The organism is Hydrocarboniphaga sp. (assembly GCF_965279055.1).
In the GTDB taxonomy this organism is placed as follows: domain Bacteria; phylum Pseudomonadota; class Gammaproteobacteria; order Nevskiales; family Nevskiaceae; genus Hydrocarboniphaga.
The window spans coordinates 4,649,849-4,672,105 of record NZ_OZ257125.1; the positions used below are offsets into that span (position 1 = coordinate 4,649,849).

Consider the following 22,257-nt stretch of genomic DNA (forward strand, 5'->3'; position numbering starts at 1 on the left):
ACAAAAGCCGGCGCGAACGCCTAGAAATTCAGCTTGATCGCGCCGAAGACTTCGCGGCCGCGATCCTGGCGTACTGCGCCGAAGTTGCCGGGCGCAACCGGCTCGTCGGTTACCTGAGCCAGCACTTTCTCCTTGCTCAAATTGGAGCCGAACACCGAGACGCTCCAGGCGCCGTCGCGCGCACCGACCGAAACGCGTGCGTTGACCAGCAAAGTCGCCTTCTGCAAGGTGTTCGGGTCGAGGTCGACGTCGAGATAGCGCTGCGACGTATACAGCCCTTCGACCTGGAACTGGAAGCCCCAGCTCGGGCCGAAACCCGGCAGGCTCAGCTGCGGAATCAGGCTGGCGCTCCAGCGCGGCGCCGACGCCAGCGTGCGGCCGGACAGATCCACCGAACTCTCGCTGGAACCGGCCGGCGCCGGGCCGTCCGGATAGCTGCGGTAATGCGCGTCCGAATAGCCGAGCGTGCCGCGCAGCGTCGTGCCGGGGAACGGCGACAGCCAGCGGAAATCCGCCTCGAAACCCTGGCTGCGCGCCTGCGCCGCGTTCTGGATGTTGGCCGTGGTGCCGTCGAAAACCGAGACCTGCAGATCGTTGAAGTTGGTCAGATACACCGCGAGGTTGGCGTCCAGCGTGTTGTCGAACAGCCGGGTTTTCAGGCCGGCTTCGTAGGTGTCGGCGGTCTCCGGCCCGTAGTCGAGGTTGTCCGCATTGAACGGCAGCGCGTTGTAGCCGCCGCCCTTGTAGCCCTTGGCCCAGACCAGGTAGGTCGAGGCTTTCTTGCTGAAGTCGTATTTGACGCCGAGCTTGGGCGAGCTTTCGTTTTCGGCACGATGCTCGTGCGTGTCGAAATTGCTCTGGCCGAGAATCGCCGGGATGAAGATCGCGCCCTGCGGCGCCTGCGACGACAGATGCGCATCCTTGGTTTCATGGCCCAGACGCCAGCCGAGAATGGCGGCGAAATGTTCGGTCAGGTAAGTGGTCACCTGGCCATAGGCGGAAACCGCTTCCTGGTCCTGGTCGAGCAGCAGTTCGGCGCGCTCGCGGTTGGTCTGGCTGTTGAGCAGCACATCGCCCAGCGGCGAGGCGGTGATCGCGCCGAGCAGGTTGCCGAGCTGTTCGGCGAGCACGTCGTTCAAGGGCAGGCCGTCGGCGCCGCTTATCTGGCCGCCGCCGCGCGCGGCGATGACGAAGGCCGCGGCCGCGCCGAGATCCTCGATCTGCACCAGGTCGTTGCTGACCAGGCTCGACTTCAGGTAGTACAGGCCACCGATGAATTCGGTGCGGCCGAACAGGCCGAACAGCGACGGCGACACGCCGGACAGTCGCAGCTCCTGGCTGTACTGGTCATAGGGCGTCGGCCGCGCCAGGTCGAGGCGCGCCACCGGCACCGGCGAGAAATCGAAGTCGATCGTGCGGTCCTTGACCTCGTAGTACGCGTAGGCGCTGACCGAACTCAGGTTGAGGCTTTCCAGCCCCCAGATGTCGCCGAACGGATAATCGAACGCGGCCGAGGCGGTGTCGGTGGCGACGTTGACGCGCGACGGCACATTGCTCGACAGCGTGTCGTTGTAGGCATTGGTTTCGGTTTTCGGATCGTACTGGCGGAACAGCGCCAGCGTCGCATCACTGGCCTTTTTCAGCTGGAACAGATTGCCGTTGCCTTTCTGCGACGACGACGACACCGCGAGGCGCAGCTGGCCTTCGCCGAACAGATCGGTGACGCGCAGCTTGGCGCGACCGGCGAAGGATTCCAGATCGGCTTCGCGGCGATCCAGCGTGGTGTTGTAGAACAGGCCTTCGAAGGACTGCACCGCGCCGGAGAGCCGCGAATACAGACCGTCGGCCAGCGGCAGCGAGACGCCGCCGCGCGCGTCGAGGATCTCGCCGTCGCTGCGGCCGTACAAGGTCAGATCGCCGGCGGTGATGTTGTCGGCATCGATGGTGGTGATGTTGACCACGCCGGCGACGGTGTTCTTGCCAAACAGCGCGCCCTGCGGGCCGCGGATCACCTCCAGCCGGTCGATGTCGTACATCAGCGCCGACAGGAAGGCGCTGCGGCCGTAGTACACATCGTCGATGACCAGGCCCACCGAAGGCTCGAAGCCGGCGTTGCTGATCGAGGTGCCGTAGCCGCGGATGCGCAGCTCGCCGGCGAACGGCGACACGCGCATTTGCGCATTCGGCACATAGCCGTTGAGGTCGCCGGCGCTGAGGATCTTGGAGTCGCGCAGCTGCTCGCCGCTCAGGGTCGACACCGAGGCCGGCACTTCGCGCAGGCTCTGCTTGGTTTTCTGCGAGGTGACGATGACCTCGTCGAGCTCGACCGTCTCGGGCTCGCGCGCGCTGGGCGTCTCGGCCGGCGGCGGCGCGACCTCGACCGGAATCACCTCCAGCACCTGCGGCTCGGCCGGCACGTCCTCTGCGCCGATGGCCGCGGCCGGCAGGCACAGCAGCCCCAGCATGACGGCCTGCAGGCCGGCGCGACGACGCGCGGCCCTGATTGCTTTACTCATGACGATCCCCCCGGATGTCGCTGGCCGCTACCCTATAACACCAGCGTGGCTGTCTGCTTTTCGGACAGGCCGATGCGTCCGCAAGCTTCATGCAAATCCCCCTCCGCATGGAATTTGCATAAGCTCAGCCCTGGCACTGCGGCGACCGGGGCGTGTCCCCGGGCGCGTCACGCAGCGTTACAGTGCGGCGCCACACGGCGCAGGCACAATGGAATCAACGACCCCGCAGACGGGCGTTTTCCCTGGGAGATTGACGATGATGCTTTGTGATGGCCGCCCCGCCCTGCGGAGCCTGCTGCTGCTGCCCGTGTCGGCGCTCCTGCTGCTCAGCGCCTGCTCGTCGCCGGATGACGACGGCGACCCGACCCAGGTCAGCGATCTGACCGGCACCATCACCGGCACCATCCAGGACACCGACGGCCACGCCATCGCCAATGCGACGATCCGTTACGCCGGCGCTTCCGACAGCGGCAGCCCGCTGAGCGCGACCACCAACGCCGACGGCCAGTTCTCGATGCCCGGCGTCACCGTCACCGGTGTTGCCGGCACCACGGTCAACGACGCCAACGGCCCGATCACGCTGGCGATCGTGCCGCCGGCCGGCTACATGGGCGCCACCATCCAGGCCAGCCCGATCGCGCAGTCCACCGGTACCGTCGGCGGCGGCACGGTGTTCATCGACGACTTCAACGTCGGCGTCGGCGTGGTCAAGCTGCCGGCGCTGGCCTCGACCGTCAGCGGCACCTTGCGCAGCAGCGCCACCGGTTCGCCGGTCGCCGGTGCCAGCGTGTCGCTGGACTTCGTCGGCGTCGAATTTGTACAGGACGGCACGACCACCGGTGTCGCCACCACCTACGACTCGGGCAGCTTCCTGCCGGTGACGTCGAACGCGGACGGCAGCTTCAGCCTGGCCTCGGTCTACAACGATTCCTGCGTCAAGCTCGCCGTCAACGGCTACGCCATCGGCAGCGTCAGCGGCTCGGCACCGCCCTGCCCGACCGCCGGCGCCGCCAGCGACACCAACACGCTGAACCTGCGCACCTCCGACGCGAACACGCCGGTGCTGCTGGCCAGCGTCGCGGTGACGCCGTTCACCAGCGCCGATACGGTGCCGCCGACGGTGTCCTCGGTCGATGGTGTGATCGATCCGACCCAGACGCCGGCGCAGCTCGAAAGCAGCGTTACTCGCACATTCGCTATCCACTTCAGCGAAACGCTGCAGGCCGATCTGCTGTCCGCCAGCAACGTGTATGTGGTGCTCGGCAGCGGCACCAACGCGACGGCAACGCCGGTCAGCGGTGTGGCGCTCAATGGCAGCCTGGTCACGATCACGCTGCAGAACGCGTTGCCGGCCAGTACCGCGGTGACCGTGCACATCGCGCGCGAAGCGCTGAAGGACACCGCCGGCAACGGCGTCGCCGATGCCGGCGCGCTCGCCTACGACAGCCTCAGCAGCCAGGAGCTGCTGCTGTCGTTCACCAGCTTCGGCTCGAGCAACACCATCGCCGATGCGGCCGTGGTCGCTCAGGTCAGCGCGCAGGTGTTCGCCAACGATCTGTCGTACGTGACCACCGACGCGCTGCTCGACACGGTCGATCCGCTGACCACGCCGGTGCGTCCGGCGCTGACGCCGACGTCGACCTCGACCACCTACACCACCAGCGCGGTGATGGAGCAGCTCAACAATCCCGCCGCCGTCACCGCGCTGACCGCGCTGCGCTCGGCAATCGCGCCTTCGGATACCCGCGTGATCCAGCCGGGCGTGGCGCGAGTCAGCGTCACGGTGCCGGCCAACGCCAGCGATTTCCTGGTCTGGGTCGAGCGTGCCGGCACCAAGCTGGACGCGCTGTTCTTCCCGGTCGTGACCAGCGGCGGCTCGCCGACCAACAGCCAGGCGATCGACAACAGCGGCCCGACCTACGTGATAACGCCGGGCGGCGCCAGCAGCTTCGATCTGCTGATCCGCGGCAATGGCGCGTCGGTCACGCTTCAGGCCGGAGATGTGTTCCATATCAGCTCGCGCAACGCCGCCGCGATCATCGGTGGCAGCAGCACGGCGAAGCTGGCCGACAACGGCCGGCCGACGGTGGCGCTGCAGTTGCTCGACTCGCTGATCGCCGGAGCCGCGGGTAGCGGCGGCAGCGGCGGCGGCGGCAGCGTGATCATTCCGCCGACCAGCTCGGTGCCGGCCGTGGTGGTGTTTTCGATCACGCCCCAGGCCGCCGACGTCAACGACACCGACAACGGCTACGCGCTGGACAACTGGAAGGGTGACAACGAGCTGCAGGGCCTGTCGCATACCGAATTGCAGGACTCGGCGTTCGCGCAGGGGCTCGCCAACACGGCCGCCATCGGCGACGCCGACGGCACCGCCGCGTTCCTGGCAACGTCGCCGACGCTGGGCATCGCCGTCACCGAGCCCGGCGCCTATACCGGCGTCGCGCCGGTCACCAGCGGCATCAGCACGTCGCTGACGGTGCAGGGTCTGCTGAACAATGTGGTCAACGAAGACCCCGGCACTTCCAACCTGCTCGCGATCCAGTTCGGCAACGTGTTCCAGCTGTCCAGGGATGCCGGCCCGGGCACGGCGACGATCGATCTCAGCGGTTCGATCAAAGATCTGAACGACACCGTGCCGGACGCCGCGACCCGCGCCTCGCTGCGGCTGCGCGACAAGATGCCGCCGCTGATGACCTCAGGCTCTTACGATGGAACCAACTTCGTCTTCAGCTTCAACGAGGCGATCCAGAAACTCGGAACGATCGATTTCAGCGGCTGCGGCTTCTCGGTGGCCCTGGCTCAGGATGGCGTGACGCTCAGCGAGGACGGCACCAAGCTCACGTTCCCCGCCAGCCTGCTCGGCGGCGACCCGGCCGGCTGCTTCACGACGGCCAGCTATCCGGAATCGGCCTATGGCACCGGCGAAACGGCCCTGGAACACGCAGCAGTGTCGTACGCCAACGTTCCCGATACCGCGATCGATCCGACCGTCGTCCCCAACGACACCGGCAATACCTGGGCTCTCTGGACCGCCGAGAATCTGGGCATCAGCACGCCGTTCTTCGCGATCGTCAACATCTCGCCCTGATTCGCGCGCAACGCACCGCCCGGATCATGCCGATGGATGCTTTCATGTTTTCGCCGCGGCGCCCGCTGCTGCGCAGCGCGCTGCTCGCCGGCACGGTCGCCGGCAGCGCGATCACGCTGGCCGGCTGCTCGCTGTTCCAGCGTGAAGCAGCGGAGCCCAAGGCCGTCGTCAGCGGCGTGGTGCCGGAGGCCTGGGCCAATCCAGCGGTCGGCCAAGGCAATGTCAACGACGACTGGCTCAAGGATTTCAACGACCCGACGCTGACGTCGCTGGTCGAAGAGGCCTGGAGCAACAACGCCTCGCTGCTCGGCGCGATTTCGCGGCGCGACGCGGCCGCGGCGCGCGCGGCGATCGACAAGGCCGGCAATCTGCCGCGGCTGGATTTTCAGGCCAGCGTCGGCCGCCAGCGCCAGATCAACGACTTTCTCGGCAACTCGACGCTGGTGCCGGACGACGCCTACATCTCGCGCATTCGCTTCGGCCTCGGCCTGTCCTGGGAGCTCGACGTCTGGAATCGCGTGCTCGACCTGAGCCACGCCGCCGCCGGCGACGTGGTGTCGGCGATGCTCGACGTCGAAGCCGCGCGCTTCTCTTTGGCCGCGCAGACCGCGAGCCTGTGGTTCGCGCTGGTCGCCGCGGATCAGCGCATCGAGCTGGCGCAGGCGCTGCAGAAAAGCCAGAACGAAACCGTACGCATCTCGCGCGAGCGCGAAGCCTCCGGCCTGCTCAGCACTGCCGAGCTGATCAAGCTGGAAAGCGATCAGGCCGGCGCCGACGGCGATCTGGTCGCGCGCCGGCTCGAGCGCGACCGCATCGCCCGCTCGCTGGAAGTGCTGGTCGGGCGTTATCCGGCGGCCGCCTTGCAGGCCAGCGATACGCTGCCGCCGATGCCGCCGCCGGTCGCGGCCGGCCTGCCGTCGAGCCTGCTCGAACGCCGGCCCGATCTCCAGGCCGCGGCGCTACGCGTCACCGCCAGCGACGACCGGCTGATGGCAGCGAAAAAGAACCTGCTGCCGCGCTTCACGATCAATGCTTCCGGCGGCACACAGTCCAAGTATCGCGATCTGCTGTTCGACGACGACTCGTTTACCTGGTCGCTCGGCGGCGGCCTGCTGCAGCCGATTTTCGACGGCGGCCAGATTCGCGCCGGCATTCGCGCGCAGCGCGCGCTGATGGTCGAATCGATGCAGAAATATCGCGACAAGGCGCTGAGCGCGTTCCGCGAAGTCGAGGATGGCCTGGCCACCGAAGCGGCGCTGCGCCAGCAGCGCGAGTACGTGCAGCGCGCGCTGGATCTGGCGACACGCAACCAGGGCCTGGCCAGGCAGAGCTACGACAACGGCACGCTCGACGCCGGCACCAATCTCGGCGCCGAACGCGGCGTGGTGCTGGCGCGGATCAAGGCGCTGGACCTGGATCTGGCGCTGCTGAACAACCGCATCGCGCTCGACCTGGCGCTGGGCGGCAGCCCGGTGCTGCGCGCCGACGGCGCGAAGGCGACCGACGACACCACGCCGGCGTTGCTGAAAGCACCACCGCCGGCGGCGGCCACGCCGGTTTCCGATGAGGCTGCTCCCGGCGCATGGGGCAGCGACACCGACGTTGCCACCGGCACGCTGCCGCCGAAGCGCCGCCTCGGCGCCGAAGCCGCGGTGGAACCGGTGGATGCCAACCCGACGCGCGCCGACGTCGTGCCCTTGCCGTCCGACGCCGCCGCAGCGGCTACTCCATGAGCTTTGCGCAGGCGCCGACATGATCGTTCTCAAGAAATTCACGTTCTACATCGCGCTGATCAGCATCGTGATGATGGGCATCCAGATCTACCGGCTGTCGCACAGGCCGGCGCCGCCACCGCCGTCGGTGCAGCCGCCGGTGAAGCCGCATTCCACCGGCATCGGCGCCGCAGGCCTGGTCGAGGCGATGCATGACAACACCCAGCTCGGCGCGCCGGTGGCCGGCATCGTCGCCAAGGTGTTCGTCAACGCCGGCGATCACGTCAAGGCCGGCCAGCCGCTGTTCCAGATCGACGATCGCGACCTGCGCGCGCAGCTCGGCGTGCAGCAGGCCAATCTGCGTGTCGCGCAGGCACAGCTGACGCGCGTCAGCGCCGCCTACAAGCGCCTGACCGGCGTCACCGATCCCTACGCCGTGACCCGCAACGAGGTGTCGAACCGCTCCGACGAAGTCGAGGTCGCCAAGGCCCAGGTCGAAGCCGCGCAGGCCGCGGTCAAGGCCACGCAAAGCTTGGTCGACCGCCTGCTGGTGGTGTCGCCCATCGACGGCAGCGTGCTGCAGATGAGCGTCTCGGTCGGCGAGTTCGTGTCGCCGCAGTCGCCGGTGGCGCCGATGGTGCTCGGCAACACCGACGAGGTGCAGGTGCGCGCCGACGTCGACGAGCAGATCGCGCCGCGCATCAAGGCCGGCAAGAACGCGGTCGGCTACATCAAGGGCGAGCCGGATCGCGCGATCCCGCTGACGTTCGTGCGTATCGAGCCCCTGGTCGTGCCGAAGCGCTCGCTGACCGGCATGGCCGCCGAGCGCGTCGACACGCGCGTGCTGCAGGTGGTGTTCCGCTTCGCCAATCCGACCGAGAGACCGGTGTACGTCGGGCAGCAGATGGATCTTTACATCGAGGAATAACCGGCGCTCGTTCCGGCGATGCGTAGCCCGGGTGAAACCCGGGTTGCACCCGGGCTACGTCGTGCCGGCATCGCTGTTGTCGTCGCGGGATCGCCGCCTTCGCGGGAATGACGAGGTTCCGTCAGTTGCCAGGCGGTGCTTCCACCGGCACCGGCTGCTGAGCCGGCTCTTCCACCGGCGTGGCCTGTGGCTCGGCAGCGGGTGGCGGTGCTTCGTCGGCAGCCGCCGGTTCCGCAGCCGCCGGCTCGCTGGGCTGCGTCGGCGCGGGCTCGGAAGCCGCATGCGGCGCGAACAGCGGCGCATCGTCGTCCGGCTCCTGCAGTTCCTCGCCCGGCGGCGGTGCCGGCTCGGCATCTTCGATCGGCGGACGACGACCGGAATAGCCCATCTGGCGCTGGATCCACGCGGCACGCGAGGCCACATACGGCCCCGGCGCGCCGACTTTCCACTTGCGCGGATTCGGCAGCACCGCGGCCAGCCGCGCCGCTTCGGAGGCGCTCAACTGCGAGGCCGGATGATTGAAAAAGCGCTGTGACGCGGCCTCCACGCCATAGATACCGGGGCCGAATTCGGCCGAGTTCAGATACACCTCGAGAATCCGGTCCTTGCCCCACAAGGTTTCGATCAGCACGGTAATGCCGGCCTCGATGCCCTTGCGCAGGTAGCCACCGCCGGCCCACAGGAACAGGTTTTTCGCGGTCTGCTGGCTGATCGTCGATCCGCCGCGCACACGGCCGCCACGCTGGTTGCGCTCGTAAGCCTTCTGCATCGCCTCGATGTCGAAGCCGTGGTGGTCCCAGAACTTCTGGTCCTCGGCGGCGATCACCGCGCGCCGCGCAGTCTCATTGATGCGCGAGGCCGGTACCCACTGATGCTGCACCGGCCGGGTCGGGCTCTGCAGCATGTAACTGGTGGTGTAGATCGGGATGACGCGGCCGAGCAGGATCAGGCTCAGCGGCAGCACGACGAAGATCAGCAGCAGCGCGATCAGCACGCGCTTGAAGGTCGACTTTTTTTTGGAGCGGCGGGATCGGCGCACGGCTTCCTTGGGCGCAGGTTCGGGCGGCGGACGACGCGCCGGGATCTGGATGTCGGGGGCGGGCATGGGCCGGATTGTAGAGGCCGGCGCTGAATCGCAGCACGCCAAGCCGGGGTTGCACCGGGCTACAACAGCGGTGCCAGATTACGGCTTCTCTTTGATCGTCAGCACCGGCAACTGGATGTTGCGCGCGATCGCGATCAGCCTCAGACCGGCGATCAGCGCCATGCCGGCGAAGCCGGCCGGTGTGCGCTCGACGCCCCAGGACTGCAGCAGCACGTAGAGCGTCGCCCCGGCGATCACCGCGGTGCCGTAGATCGTGCCGGGCCGCAGCAGCAGCGGGATGTCGTTGCACAGCACGTCGCGCAGCACGCCGCCGAAGGTGCCGGTGATCGTCGCCATCACGACGACGATCAGGCCCGGCAGACCGGCGGCTTCGGCGATGCGGGCGCCGGAAATCGAGAACAGCGCCAGGCCCAGCGCGTCGGCGATCTGCAGTACGCGCTCGCTGGGATGGCGCCAGCGCAGCATCAGCACGGTGATCGCGGCCGCGACCAGAATCGTGACCAGATAGCCGGTGTCGGTAAACCAGAACGGCGTGCGGCCGAGCAGCAGGTCGCGCACGGTGCCGCCGCCGGTCGCGGTCATCACGGCGATCACCGCGACGCCGAGCAGGTCCAGGCCCTTGCGGCCGGCCGCGAGCACTGCCGACACCGCGAACACCGCGGTGCCGGCGTATTCCAGCGCATGCGGCAAGCTCACCACGATCAGCGGCGGCCGATTCCCAGCGCGCTGCACAGGCGCAAGGTCGGATCGGCCTGGTTGATGGTGTAGAAGTGCAGGCTCGGCACGCCGCCCTTGATCAGCGTCTCGCACAGGCGCGCGACCACTTCGGTGCCGAAATCCAGCAGCGCCGGCTTGTCGTCCTGCAGTTCTTCGAGGCGCAGGCGAATCCAGCGCGGCAGGTCGGCACCGCAGTTGGCGGTGAAGCGCAGGATGTTCTGGTAGCCGGTGATCGGCATGATGCCGGGCACGATCGCCGCGCTGATGCCGGCTTTGACGCAGCGCTCGCGGAAGCTGAAATACGCGTCGGCGTTGTAGAACAGCTGGGTGATCGCCGCGTCGGCGCCGGCCTCGACCTTGCGCTTGAAGTGCGCGAAGTCGGCGCTGATGTTGTCGGCCTGCGGATGCATCTCCGGGTACGCGGCGACTTCGATACGAAAGTGATCGCCATGGCTTTCGCGGATGAACGCGACCAGCTCGTTGGCGAAGTGGAATTCACCCGGAGCGGCCGGGCTGTACGCGGTCGCCGGCAGATCGCCGCGCAGCGCGACGATGCGCTTGACGCCGGCGTCGCGGTACTGATTCAGCAAGGCCGCGATGTGCATGCGCGTGCTGCCGATGCAGGTCAGATGCGGCGCGGCCTCCACGCCGGTTTCGCGCACGACCGTCATCAGTGTTTCGTAAGTGCCGTTCTGGTCCGAGCCGAGCGCGCCGTAAGTCACCGAGAAAAACTCGGGGCCGGTGGCGGCGAGTTGCTTCAGCGTCGCGGGCAGTTTCGCAGCGCCTTCGGGCGTGCGCGGCGGGAACAGTTCAAGCGAGAATTTTTGGCTGGTGCTCATGTTGCAACCCTTCAACGAAAAACCCCTCTCCCACCGGGAGAGGGGCAGGGGTGAGGGCGTTGCAGAGCGTGGGGCGACTCCATCGACATCCAGGTGGGCCCCACGCCTTGAAACGCCCTCATCCGGCGCTTCGCGCCACCTTCTCCCGCAGGGAGAAGGCTACAGCCTAGTAGCGATAGTGCTCGGGCTTGTACGGGCCTTCCACCGGCACGCCGAGGTAGTCGGCCTGATCCTGGGTCAGCTTGGTCAGCTTGACGCCGATCTGCTCCAGATGCAGCGCGGCGACTTCCTCGTCGAGCTTCTTCGGCAGGCGATACACGGTCTTCTCGTAGGCGTCCTTGTTCTTCCACAGATCGATCTGCGCGAGCGTCTGGTTGGAAAAGGAGTTGCTCATCACGAACGCCGGGTGGCCGTTGGCGCAGCCCAGGTTCACGAGGCGGCCTTCGGCGAGGATGTAGATCGCCTTGCCGCCCGGGAAGGTGTAGTGGTCGACCTGCGGCTTGATGTTCATCTTGACCACGCCTTCGGCAGTGTTCAGACGATCCATCTGGATTTCGTTGTCGAAGTGGCCGATGTTGCACACCAGCGCGTTGTGCTTCATGCGCTTCATGTGCTCGAGCGTGATGATGTCCTTGTTGCCGGTGGTGGTGACGTAGATGTCCGCCAGGCCCAGCGTGTCTTCGACGGTGTCGACCTGGAAGCCTTCCATCGCCGCCTGCAGCGCGTTGATGGGATCGATCTCGGTGACGATGACGCGGGCGCCGAGGCCGCGCAGCGAATGCGCGCTGCCCTTGCCGACGTCGCCGTAACCGCAGACCACGGCGACCTTGCCGGCGATCATCAGATCGGTGGCGCGCTTGATGCCGTCGGCCAGCGACTCGCGGCAGCCGTAGAGGTTGTCGAACTTGCTCTTGGTAACCGAGTCGTTGACGTTGATCGCCGGCACCAGCAGCTTGCCCGCTTCCACCATCTGGTACAGGCGATGCACGCCGGTGGTGGTCTCCTCGGAGACGCCGCGCCAGTCCTTGACCACGCGGGTCCAGAAGCCCGGGCGCTCCTTGAGCACCTTCTTCAGCAGGTCCTTGATGACCTTGACTTCATGGTTGTCGGACGGCGTGTTGACCCAGTCCGAACCGTTTTCCAGCTCGAAGCCCTTGTGGATCAGCAGGGTCACGTCGCCGCCGTCGTCGACGACCAGCTCCGGGCCGGTCAGCGTGCCGTCGGGCAAGGTGAAGGTGATCGCGTCCAGCGCCAGATCCCAGTATTCCTCCAGTGTCTCGCCCTTCCAGGCGAACACCGGCGTGCCGGCGGCGGCGACCGCCGCGGCGGCGTCGTCCGAGGTCGAGAAGATGTTGCAGCTGGCCCAGCGCACCGAGGCGCCGAGGTGGCCGAGGGTTTCCAGCAGCACCGCGGTTTCCTTGGTCATGTGCAGCGAGCCCGTCAGACGCACGCCCTTGAGCGGCTTCAGCGGCGCGTACTTGGCGCGGATGCTCATCAGGCCGGGCATTTCCTCTTCGGCCATCTTGATGCGCTTGCGGCCGAATTCGGCCAGGGAGAGATCGCGGACCTTGAAGTCGTGGGCAGCGGGGGAGAGCGGAGCGTTCATGGCGAATTCCAGGTGGAGACGGAACGAGTATATCCGCTTATGCGGATAAAGGGATATGTTTAGTGGCGGCGGGGCGAAGGTATGCCAATTGCGTACCCAGACAGCCATGAAAACCTCAGATCTCAGCTCCGAACTCGTCTCCCCGCCGGCCCGCGGCACCCTGGACGCGCCGCTGCGCGAAGACGTGCGCCATCTCGGCAATACCGTCGGCGAGTTGCTCGCCGAACAGCTGGGCGAGGCGATGTTCGAGCAGGTCGAGGCGATCCGCACGCGCTCGATCGCGCGCCGCGAGCAGCAGCAGCCGCTGTCCGGCCTGGCCGAGACCCTGAAAGCGCTGCCGGTGGCGACCGCCGAGGCGCTGACGCGCTCGTTCGCGACCTACTTCCAGATGGTCAACATCGCCGAGCGCGTGCACCGCATCCGCCGCCGCCGCCAATACCAGCGCGAGGCGACCCGGCCGCAGCCGGACGGCCTGGTCGATGCGCTGCAGCGGCTGAAAGCCGCCGGTGTCAGCGTCGATGAGCTGCTGACCGCACTCGGCAGGCTCGACGTCGAGCCGGTATTCACCGCGCACCCGACCGAGGCGATCCGGCGCTCCCTGCTGGAGAAAGAACAGGAGATCGTGCGCTGCCTGGTCAACGGCTTCGACGATGCGCGCACGCCGATGGAAGCCACGGCCGACTGGGAGCGGCTGCGCATGGCGATGACCGCCGGCTGGCAGACCAGCGACACCTCGGCGGTGCGCCTGACCGTCGCCGACGAGCTGGAGCATGTCGGCTTCTACATCGGCGGGCCGCTGTATCTGGTGGTGCCGGTGTTCTACGAGCTGCTCGAAGACGCGCTGAGCACGGTCTACGGTGTCACCGAAGACCTGCCGCGGCTGCTGCGCTTCGCCACCTGGGTCGGCGGCGACATGGACGGCAACCCCAACGTCGGCGCCGAAACCATCGCCGCGACGCTGTCGACGCAGCGCAACCAGGTGCTCGACCGTTACGTCAGCGAGGTCAGCGACCTGGCGCGGCTGCTGTCGCAGACGGTGAATCGCGCGCAGATTTCCGAGGCGGTGATGCAGCTCAGCGAGGACTATCGCGCGCGCTTTCCGCAAGCCGCGGCGGCAATCCGCCCGCGTCATGCCGACATGCCGTATCGCGTGCTGTTGACGTTGATTCGCGCGCGCCTGCGCGCGACGCAGCGCGACGACGTCGCCAACGCCTATCCGGATGCGGCCGCGTTTCTGGCCGACATCGACCAGGTCGCCGACAGCCTGCGCGCGCATCGAGGCCTGCATGCGGGCTGGTTCCAGGTGCGGCGTCTGCGCTGGCGCATCCGCACGTTCGGCTTCCATCTGGCACGGCTCGATCTGCGCCAGGATTCGCGCATCCACGCGCAGGCGGTCGGCGCGCTGCTGAATGATCCGGACTGGGCCGATCGCAGCAGTGAAGATCAGGCCGAAACGCTGACGCCTTACGCGGCTGGCGAAGCGCGCTTTCCGCGGCCCGGCGCCGCGGTCGCGGCGAAGACGCTGGCGGTGTTCGATCAGCTCGACCAGTCGCGTACGCGCTACGGCGCCGATGCGACCGGGCTGTACATCATCAGCATGGCGCAGCGCGGCGCCGACGTGCTCGCGGTGCTGGCGCTGGCCCGTCAGGGCGGGCTCGCCGAACCGGACGCGCCGGTGCCGCTGGACATCGCGCCGCTGTTCGAGACCGTCGACGACCTGAAGCAGGGCCCCGACACCTTGCGCGCCTTGCTCGCGAATCCGGTGTATCGGGCGCATCTGCAGGCGCGCGGCGACCGCCAGTACGTGATGCTCGGCTATTCCGACAGCGGCAAGGACGGCGGCACGCTCGCATCGCGCTGGGGCCTGCAGCGCGCGCAGGTCGAGCTGCTCGAAGTCGCCGCCGAAGCCGGCATACGCCTGAGCTTTTTCCACGGCCGCGGCGGCAGTGCCAGCCGGGGTGGTACGCGCGTGATGCCGGCACTGATGGCCAGTCCGCGCGGCTCGGTCGGCGGCACCTTCCGCGTCACCGAACAGGGCGAAGTGATCCACCGCAAATACGGCATTCGTGCGCTGGCTTTGCGCGAACTCGAGCAATCGGTGGCGGCGACCTTGCGCGCCAGCCTGCGGCCGCGTTTGAACGAGCCGCGCGAAGAAGGCTGGAAGCAGATGATGGCGGCGATCGCCGGCTACAGCCGCGAGGCCTACCGCGCCTTCGTCACCGATCCGAAATTCGTCGAGTATTTCCGCAGCGCGACGCCGATCGACGTGATTGAGAAAATGACGCTGGGCTCGCGGCCTTCACGCCGCGGCAGCATGAAAGGCGTCGAGAGCCTGCGCGCGATTCCCTGGGTATTCGCGTGGACGCAGTGCCGCGCGGTGCTGACCGCGTGGTACGGCCTGGGCAGCGCGCTGGAACGCGGCGCCGCCGAGTTCGGCGAAGAGCGCATGCTGGAAATGGCGCGCGACTGGGGCTTCGTGCGCTCGATGCTGGATGACGTCGACATGGTGCTGGCCAAGTGCGACCTCGACATCGCCGAGGCATTCTCGAAACTCTCCGGCGATCTGCACGCGCATTTCTACCCGATGATCCGCGCCGAATTCGATCGCACCGTCGCCTGGGTGCTGAAGCTGAAAAGCGCGGACCGCCTGCTCGCCGGCGACGTCAAGCTGGCGCAGTCGATACGGCTGCGCAATCCCTATGTCGATCCGATCAGCCTGATCCAGGTCGATCTGCTGGCGCGCTGGCGCGCCGGCGGCAGCGAGGACGAGGCGCTGCTGCGCGCGCTGGTGGCGACCGTCAATGGCGTGTCGCAGGGGCTGCAGAACACCGGTTGAGGCTCCGCTCCGCGTAGCCCGGGTGCAACCCGGGTTTCACCCGGGCTAGGGCTAAACTTCGCGAATGAGCACATTGCACATCAGCACCGATCCGGACCGGCTCGACGTCGAGCTGATCCACCGCTACCTCTGCGAAGACTCGTACTGGGCCAGGGGCATTCCGCGCGCGACGGTCGAGCGCTCGCTGCAGCATTCGCTGTGCTTCGGCGGCTATATCGACGGCGGGCAGGTCGCGTTCGCGCGGGTGATTTCGGACTACGCGACCTTCGCCTATCTGGCCGACGTGTTCGTGCTCGACGGCCATCGCGGCCGCGGCTACAGCAAGGCCTTGATGCAGGCGGTGATCGCGCATCCGCAGCTGCAGGGCCTGCGCCGCTTCATGCTGGCAACCGCCGACGCGCACACGCTGTACCAGAGCTTCGGCTTTACCGCGCCGGCCAAGCCGCAGAACCTGATGGAGCGCTGCTTTCCGGACCTCTATCAGCAGCAGAAGCAATCGAAGCCGATTCCGGCGCCGCAGAAACGCCGTAGCGGGCAGTGAGCATCCAACAAAACTCCGTTCCTCCCGAGTAGCCGCTTGCGGCGTATCGAGGGACGCCTGCGAGGTCCATTGCGTCCCTCGATACGCTCACTGCGTGAGCTACTCGGGAGGAACGGAGGTCGGTGAGTTCGGTGAAGGCGCAGGTGCTGGCAGCGTTCCATCCCAACGCAGCAGCGGCGTATGCAGCTTCTCGCCGCCGATCAGCGCGCTATTGCCGTCGGCTGCCAGGCCCATGCCCTCGGCGATACGCATGCGCGGCAGGCGCATCAGCACCGGATCCCGCGCCTTGAACGCCTGTGGCCAGTCCTCGTCGCCGCGGCGCTCGAAGATCGCCAGATGCGTATACGTCAGCACCGCCAGGCGGCGGCCGTCGGCGGACAGGTCCATTGCCGTCGGCGTGCCGCGGTTGCGATCGGCGCCGGTCAGCGAGGCCGGCGGCGCGGGCTGGCGATACAGCGACGGCAGGTCGGCGATGCGCCGCGCCACGGCGACACTCCCGGCAGGCGGATCCATCGGCACTTCATACAGCCCGGCCGGCTTGCGTTGCTTGTCCAGCAGCAGGAAGCGGCGGCGCGCCGGATCGGCAGCGAGCGCCTCGCAGTCGCGCGGGCCGTCCTCGAAGCGGAAGTCGATGGTCCGCAGCGGTTGCAGCGGCGCCGACGGCAGTTCGGCGCCGGGCTCGGCGACGATCCGGATCGCCAGCTGGGCGCGGAAGCTGAAGTTGTCGCCGGTATCCGCGACCGCCAGGTAGGCGACGCCGTCCTGCTGGTAGTTGGCGATGTCCTCCCAGTCGAAGGCCGGGACGGCCAGCAGGATCTTGCCCAGGCTGCGGCCGCGGCTGTCGAAGGCGAACAGCTCGGGCGCACCGCCGCTGTCGTTGTGGCCCCACCAGCGATCGGCCACACGCCGCGACACCGCCAGCCCGGACAGCTCGACCAGGGTCGCGTCCTCGATCGCGCCGACCTGGCGGATCGCCGCATCCGCCGCGCCCAGTGCCGGCGCGGCCAGCAGCAGCAGCGCCGCAAGCACGCCGCGGGCGCGTCGTCCGGGATCGGCGTTCCACTGGTGCCTCCCAACCTTAACTTGTTTTTGTAAGTGCATTGTATGGTTCAGGAATCGCTAAAAGCCCACAGCTTCTGTGGATAAAACTGTGGGCAATGTCGGGGCTGAGGACTTAAGTGGACGCCGTCATTCATATTTATGCGCGGCGACCAGTTTATAGTCATCTCCAATTTCATATTATATTCATAGGCTTACTGACTTGTTACGGCATTCTTGCAGAAACATGTCGTAGTTAAGGGCTCTACAGCGCGATCCTTTGCCGACTGTGCATAAGGGTTCCACCGAAATCATTCGGCTCCGCGCCGGTCTGCCGCGCTGCACAAGCGACCGGAGCGGGCGGTTAAACTGTTCCGATGACGGTTTCCATGCCCCAAACCCTCGCCCCGCCGCTGGTACTGTGCATCGCCGGCCATGATCCCAGTGGAGGCGCCGGCATCATCGCCGACGTGCAGGCGGTGACCGCGCTGGGCTGCCACCCGCTGAGCCTGATCACCTCGCTGACCGTGCAGGACAGCCGCAACGTGCGCGAGGTCGAGGCGGTGCCGGCGGCACTGATCGAGCGCCAGCTCGAGCTGTTGCTCGACGACAGCCGCATCAGCGCCATCAAGATCGGCCTGATCGGCGAGCCGGCGCAGGTGCCGGTGATCGCGCGCGCGATCCGGCGCTGCCGGGTGCCGGTGGTGCTCGACCCGGTGCTGCGCGCCGGCGGCGGTGGTGACCTCGCCGGCCAGGCGGTGATGCAGGCGCTGATCGAGCAGCTGCTGCCGCTGGCCACGGTCAGCACGCCCAATGCGGTCGAGGCGCGGCGCCTGGCCGCCTCCGAAGACCTCGAAACCGGCGCCGCGAAGCTGCTGGCGCTGGGCTGCCAGGCGCTGCTGATCACCGGCGGCGACGAGCCCACGCCGGGCTGGGTCTACAACACGCTGCACCGCGCCGGCGCGGTGCCGAAAACCTGGCAATGGCCGCGTCTGCCGGCCGGCTTTCACGGCAGCGGCTGCACGCTGGCCTCGGTGATCGCGGCGCGGCTGGCGCTGGGCGACGAGTTCGAAGCCGCGCTGGAGCACGCGCAGCGCTGGGTGCACGGCGCGCTGTTGCGGTCGTATGCGATCGGCCAGGGCCGCCGCATCCCGAATCGTCTGCCGTCATGAAACGCGAACTGCGCGGCCTCTACGCGATCACCTCGCAGGCCGTCTGCGACAGCCCGTCGCGGCTCGAAGCCGGTGTCGCCGCCGCGATCGCCGGCGGCGCGCGGCTGATCCAGTACCGCGACAAGCTCGGCGACGCGGCGACGCGGCTGGCCAATGCACAGCCGTTGCGCCAACGCTGCCGCGATGCCGGCGTACTGTTCATCGTCAATGACGACATGCAGCTGGCGGCCGCGGTCGAGGCCGACGGTGTGCACCTGGGCAAGAGCGACGGCTCGATCGCCGCCGCGCGCGCGCGGCTCGGCGACGGCGTGCTGATCGGCGTCAGCTGCTCTGGCGATCTGGCGCGCGCGCGGGCCGCCCAGCAGCAGGGCGCCGACTACGTCGCCTTCGGCCGCTTCTACGACTCGCAGACCAAACCCGACGCGCCGCCGGCAAGCATCGAGGTGCTGCGCGAAGCCCGTGCGCAGCTGCATCTGCCGATCGTCGCCATCGGCGGCATCACGCCGGACAACGCCGCGCCGCTGCTGGCCGCCGGGGCCGACATGATCGCGGCCGTCGACGGCGTGTTCGGCGCCGCCGATATCGAGGCTGCCGCGCAGCGTTACGCGGCATTGTTCCAGCGGATGTCGTAGCCCGGCTGAAACCCGCGGCTTTTGCTCGGTCCCGGGTTTCACCCGGGCTACAACGACCGCGCTTCAGCCCCCGACACGTGACGATCAGTACAATCGGCCTATTGCCCTTTCGCCAATTCCAACGCGGTGCCTCACGCCGCCAGGTCCATGAGCCGATCAGAAGAGCTGTTCCAGCGCGCCCAGGCGCGCATCCCCGGCGGCGTCAATTCGCCGGTGCGGGCATTCCGTTCGGTCGGCGGCACGCCGCGCTTCATCAAGGCGGCCAGCGGCGCCTGGCTGACCGACGCGGACGACAATCGCTATGTGGACTACGTCGGCAGCTGGGGGCCGATGATTCTCGGCCACCAGTACCCGGCGGTGCAGCAGGCGATCATCGAGCAGGCCCAGATCGGCGTCAGCTACGGCGCGCCGACCGAGGCCGAGGTCGAGATGGCCGACCTGTTGTGCTCACGCGTGCCGGGGCTGGACATGGTGCGCATGTGCAACAGCGGCACCGAGGCGACGATGAGCGCGCTGCGCCTGGCGCGCGGCGCGACCGGGCGCGACTACATCCTCAAGTTCGAAGGCTGCTACCACGGCCACGGCGACGCGCTGCTGGTCAAGGCCGGCTCCGGTCTGCTGACCTTCGGCGTGCCGACCTCACCGGGCGTGCCGGCGGACCTGGCCAAGTACACGCTGACCGCGACCTACAACGACCTGGCCTCGGCGCAGGCGCTGTTCGCGGAACATAAGGACAAGATCGCCGCGATCATCGTCGAGCCGGTCGCCGGCAACATGAACTGCGTGCTGCCGGTGCCGGGTTTTCTCGATGGCCTGCGCGGGCTCTGCGACGACAGCGGCGCGTTGCTGATCTTCGACGAGGTCATGACCGGCTTCCGCGTCGGCCCGCGCTGTGCCACCGGCCTGTACGGCGTGCGCGCCGACCTGATCACGCTCGGCAAGATCATCGGCGGCGGTCTGCCGGTGGGTGCCTTCGGCGGCTCGCGCCGGGTCATGGAGCAGCTGGCGCCGATCGGCCCGGTCTACCAGGCCGGAACGCTGTCGGGTAATCCGCTGGCGATGGCCGCGGGCCTGGCGATCCTGCGCGCGCTGGACGACGAAGCGCTCTATTCGAGGCTCGAAGCCAGCACGTCGAAGCTGCTCGATGGCCTGAAACAAGCCGCCGAAGAGGCGGGCATCGCGTTCACGACGACCCAGGTCGGCAGCATGTTCGGCCTGTACTTCGGTCACGGCCCGATCCACGGCCTGGCCGATGTCTCGGCCTGCGATGGCGAGCGCTTCAAGCGCTTCTTCCACTTGATGCTGGATCGCGGCGTCTACCTGGCGCCGTCGGCGTTCGAGGCCGGCTTCATGTCGGCGGCGCATGGCGAGGCCGAGATCGCCCACACGCTGGATGCGGCCCGCGCCAGCTTTGCCGCCCTCGCCGCCGGTTAGCCCAAGCGCCGCGCGCCGTGCTGGAGAACGCCCAGGCGTTTCTCGACTGGATCGCCGCCCATCCGGGCCTGGCGCTGGGCCTGCTGTTCTTCGCCTCGCTGTTCGATGCGCTGTTCATCGTCGGCGCCTTCGTGCCGGCCTCGATCTTCCTGTTCGGCGTCGGCGCGCTGATCGCGCTGGGCTCGCTGGAGCTGTGGGAGACCGCGGCGGTCGCGGCCGCCGGCGCGCTGATCGGCGACGGCATTTCGTTCTGGGTCGGCCGCCACTACGGCGAGCGCCTGTTCAACATGCCGCTGATGCTGCGCCATCCGGAGTTCGTCGCCGCCGGCCGCAAGTTCTTCGAGCGCCACGGCGGCAAGGGCATCTGGCTGGCCCGTTTCCTGGGCCCGGTGCGCTCGGTGACGCCGGCGATCGCCGGTGCCTCGGGCATGGCGCTGTGGCAGTTCGCGCTGATCGACGTCAGCGCCGCTTATCTCTGGGCTCTGATCTACATCCTGCCCGGCGTGCTGTTCGGCGCCAGCATGGGCCTGGCGGCGGAAGTGGCGACGCGTCTGGCCGGGCTGCTGGTGCTGGTGTTCGTGCTCGGCGGCGCGATCTTCTGGCTGGTGCCGCTGATCATGTCGGCACTACAGCGCAACGCCGAACACTGGCTGGGCCCGGTGCTGGACTGGAGCCGCCGCCATCGCCATCTGGGCCGCTTCGGCGCGGCGCTGGCCGACCCGCAGCAGCCGGAAACGCCGGCGCTGGCCGCGGTCGCGCTGATGCTGGTGATCTTCGGCGGCCTGTGGCTGTTCACGCTGGCCGACGCGGCCGGCCATCCCTACCCGTCGCCGGTCGATGCGGTGATCTACCAGACCCTGCACGACCTGCAGACGCCCTGGGGCAATGTGCTGGCCTACGCGATCGCGCAGCTCGGCAGCCCCTGGGTCTACGGGCCGGTGGCGATCGCGGTGCTCGGCTCGCTGCTGGCGCGGCGGCGCAACCGCGCGGCGGCGCACTGGATCGCCGCGCTGGCCTTCGGCGGCCTGATTTCACTGGGCCTGCACGCGGTGCCGATCCGCCCGGCGCCAGCCACCTACTACCACGGCGTCGGCGCCGCAGCGCTGCCGCGCGACCTGGTGATGATCATCGTCATCTACGGTTTCATGGCGGTACTGATGGCGACGCAGCGGCCGCAGCGGCTGCGGCGGCGCCTCTACATCGGCATCACCGTGCTGGTGTCGATGATCCTGCTGTCGCGGCTGTACCTGGGCATCGAGTGGTGGAGCCTGACGCTGTTTTCGATCGCGGTGTCGCTGCTGTGGCTGGGGGCGCTGGGCCTGGGCTACCGGCGGCATCGGCCGGAGCGGCTGTTCGCGCGCGGCTTCCTGCTGCCGGTGGGCCTGGTGTTCGTGATCGCTGCCGGCGTGCGCTGGGGTAGCGACGCGCCGCTGCCGGACCGGCCGTTCGCGATCGCGCACGAGCAGGAGATCCAGGGCGCGGCCTGGTGGACCGGTGGCTGGCAGCAGCTGCCGCAGCAGCGCGTCGATCTGCGCGGACGCAGCGGCACCGCCTTCAACCTGCAGTGGGCCGGCGACCTGGGCCGCATCGCCGAAGGCCTCAAGGCCAGCGGCTGGCAGCCGCTGGCCGAGCCTTCCGGCGGCAACCTGCTGCGCTGGCTGACCACCAGCAGCACCGTCGACCTGCTGCCGCTGCTGCCGCAGGTCCATGCCGGCCGCCATCCGCAGCTGGCGTTGCGCCATGCGATCGACGGCGACAAGCAAATGGTGATCCGGCTGTGGGATTCGGGCTGGAAGCTCGGGGACGCCAGCAGCCCGGGCGTGCCGGTGTGGCTGGGCATGCTCAGCACGCAGACCGCGCGCACCTATTACCGCCTGTTCCGCTACCCGGTCACCGATCGCGCGCCACCGATCGACTTCAACGCGCCGCCGCCCTTTGCGCAGCGCCAGGTGCAGGCGCCGGGCGGCTCGCTGTGGCTGATCGCCGAGAACCCGAGCCTATACACTGCCGCCTATCGCGACACCGGCGCCGTGCTCCCCGAGCCGCTGCCGGCTCCCGCCGCCCCCACACCGCAACCTTAAAGACGACGCTCC

14 protein-coding genes and 1 pseudogene are annotated in these 22,257 nt (G+C 68.1%); 9 read left to right on the forward strand and 6 right to left on the reverse strand.

Going from position 1 to position 22,257, the window contains the following annotated elements:
- Nucleotides 1-20 precede the first annotated feature (20 nt).
- Nucleotides 21-2,516, reverse strand: coding sequence for a TonB-dependent receptor (locus ACQZF9_RS20840; protein ID WP_428310884.1), 2,496 nt, complete (start codon nucleotides 2,514-2,516; stop codon nucleotides 21-23).
- A 256-nt stretch (nucleotides 2,517-2,772) separates the two neighbouring features.
- Between ACQZF9_RS20840 and ACQZF9_RS20845 the strand changes: the two genes are divergently transcribed.
- The 3 genes from ACQZF9_RS20845 to ACQZF9_RS20855 are packed head-to-tail and all read left to right on the forward strand — an operon-like array spanning nucleotide 2,773 to nucleotide 8,244.
- Nucleotides 2,773-5,604 (forward strand): hypothetical protein, encoded by a 2,832-nt coding sequence (locus tag ACQZF9_RS20845; protein WP_428310885.1) that lies wholly within the window; start codon nucleotides 2,773-2,775, stop codon nucleotides 5,602-5,604.
- A 32-nt stretch (nucleotides 5,605-5,636) separates the two neighbouring features.
- Nucleotides 5,637-7,337: a TolC family protein gene (locus ACQZF9_RS20850; RefSeq protein WP_428310886.1), complete on the forward strand. Its 1,701-nt coding sequence runs from the start codon at nucleotides 5,637-5,639 to the stop codon at nucleotides 7,335-7,337.
- A 19-nt stretch (nucleotides 7,338-7,356) separates the two neighbouring features.
- Nucleotides 7,357-8,244 carry an efflux RND transporter periplasmic adaptor subunit gene (locus ACQZF9_RS20855; RefSeq protein WP_428310887.1) on the forward strand — a complete coding sequence of 296 codons (888 nt, stop codon included), beginning with the start codon at nucleotides 7,357-7,359 and terminating at the stop codon, nucleotides 8,242-8,244.
- A gap of 382 nt (nucleotides 8,245-8,626) precedes the next feature.
- Here ACQZF9_RS20855 and mtgA read toward each other — a convergent pair.
- The 4 genes and pseudogenes from mtgA to ahcY form a co-directional block, all read right to left on the reverse strand.
- A pseudogene (gene mtgA / locus ACQZF9_RS20860) lies at nucleotides 8,627-9,349 on the reverse strand (monofunctional biosynthetic peptidoglycan transglycosylase); the annotation flags it as partial.
- A gap of 78 nt (nucleotides 9,350-9,427) precedes the next feature.
- Complete coding sequence (locus ACQZF9_RS20865; RefSeq protein WP_428310888.1) at nucleotides 9,428-10,045, reverse strand: trimeric intracellular cation channel family protein; 618 nt, start codon at nucleotides 10,043-10,045, stop codon at nucleotides 9,428-9,430.
- Between the two features lie 5 nt (nucleotides 10,046-10,050).
- On the reverse strand, nucleotides 10,051-10,905 hold the full coding sequence (gene metF, locus ACQZF9_RS20870) for a methylenetetrahydrofolate reductase [NAD(P)H] (RefSeq protein ID WP_428310889.1): 855 nt from the start codon (nucleotides 10,903-10,905) through the stop codon (nucleotides 10,051-10,053).
- 166 nt (nucleotides 10,906-11,071) lie between these two features.
- Entirely contained in the window at nucleotides 11,072-12,511 is a 1,440-nt protein-coding gene (gene ahcY / locus ACQZF9_RS20875) for an adenosylhomocysteinase (RefSeq protein ID WP_428310890.1), read from the reverse strand.
- Between the two features lie 106 nt (nucleotides 12,512-12,617).
- Here ahcY and ppc point away from each other — a divergent pair, with 106 nt between their 5' ends.
- On the forward strand, nucleotides 12,618-15,347 hold the full coding sequence (gene ppc, locus ACQZF9_RS20880) for a phosphoenolpyruvate carboxylase (RefSeq protein WP_428310891.1): 2,730 nt from the start codon (nucleotides 12,618-12,620) through the stop codon (nucleotides 15,345-15,347).
- A 64-nt stretch (nucleotides 15,348-15,411) separates the two neighbouring features.
- Nucleotides 15,412-15,888, forward strand: coding sequence for a GNAT family N-acetyltransferase (locus tag ACQZF9_RS20885; RefSeq protein ID WP_428310892.1), 477 nt, complete (start codon nucleotides 15,412-15,414; stop codon nucleotides 15,886-15,888).
- Nucleotides 15,889-15,987: 99 nt separating this feature from the next.
- On the opposite strand, the gene ACQZF9_RS20890 is transcribed toward ACQZF9_RS20885, so the two are convergent.
- The gene (locus ACQZF9_RS20890; RefSeq protein WP_428310893.1) at nucleotides 15,988-16,917 is read right to left on the reverse strand and encodes a hypothetical protein; all 930 of its coding nucleotides are present in this window, start codon (nucleotides 16,915-16,917) and stop codon (nucleotides 15,988-15,990) included.
- A gap of 386 nt (nucleotides 16,918-17,303) precedes the next feature.
- Here ACQZF9_RS20890 and thiD point away from each other — a divergent pair, with 386 nt between their 5' ends.
- The 4 genes from thiD to ACQZF9_RS20910 all read left to right on the forward strand — a co-directional run bounded on the left by thiD (nucleotide 17,304) and on the right by ACQZF9_RS20910 (nucleotide 22,245).
- A complete protein-coding gene (gene thiD / locus ACQZF9_RS20895) occupies nucleotides 17,304-18,098 on the forward strand; it encodes a bifunctional hydroxymethylpyrimidine kinase/phosphomethylpyrimidine kinase (RefSeq protein WP_428310894.1) in 795 nt (264 codons plus the stop codon).
- Nucleotides 18,095-18,730, forward strand: coding sequence for a thiamine phosphate synthase (gene thiE / locus ACQZF9_RS20900; RefSeq protein ID WP_428310895.1), 636 nt, complete (start codon nucleotides 18,095-18,097; stop codon nucleotides 18,728-18,730). Before thiD ends, thiE begins: the two co-directional genes overlap by 4 nt.
- Before the next feature lie 147 nt (nucleotides 18,731-18,877).
- Complete coding sequence (gene hemL, locus ACQZF9_RS20905) at nucleotides 18,878-20,164, forward strand: glutamate-1-semialdehyde 2,1-aminomutase (RefSeq protein WP_428310896.1); 1,287 nt, start codon at nucleotides 18,878-18,880, stop codon at nucleotides 20,162-20,164.
- Nucleotides 20,165-20,181: 17 nt separating this feature from the next.
- Nucleotides 20,182-22,245 (forward strand): VTT domain-containing protein, encoded by a 2,064-nt coding sequence (locus ACQZF9_RS20910; protein ID WP_428310897.1) that lies wholly within the window; start codon nucleotides 20,182-20,184, stop codon nucleotides 22,243-22,245.
- Nucleotides 22,246-22,257 lie beyond the last annotated feature (12 nt).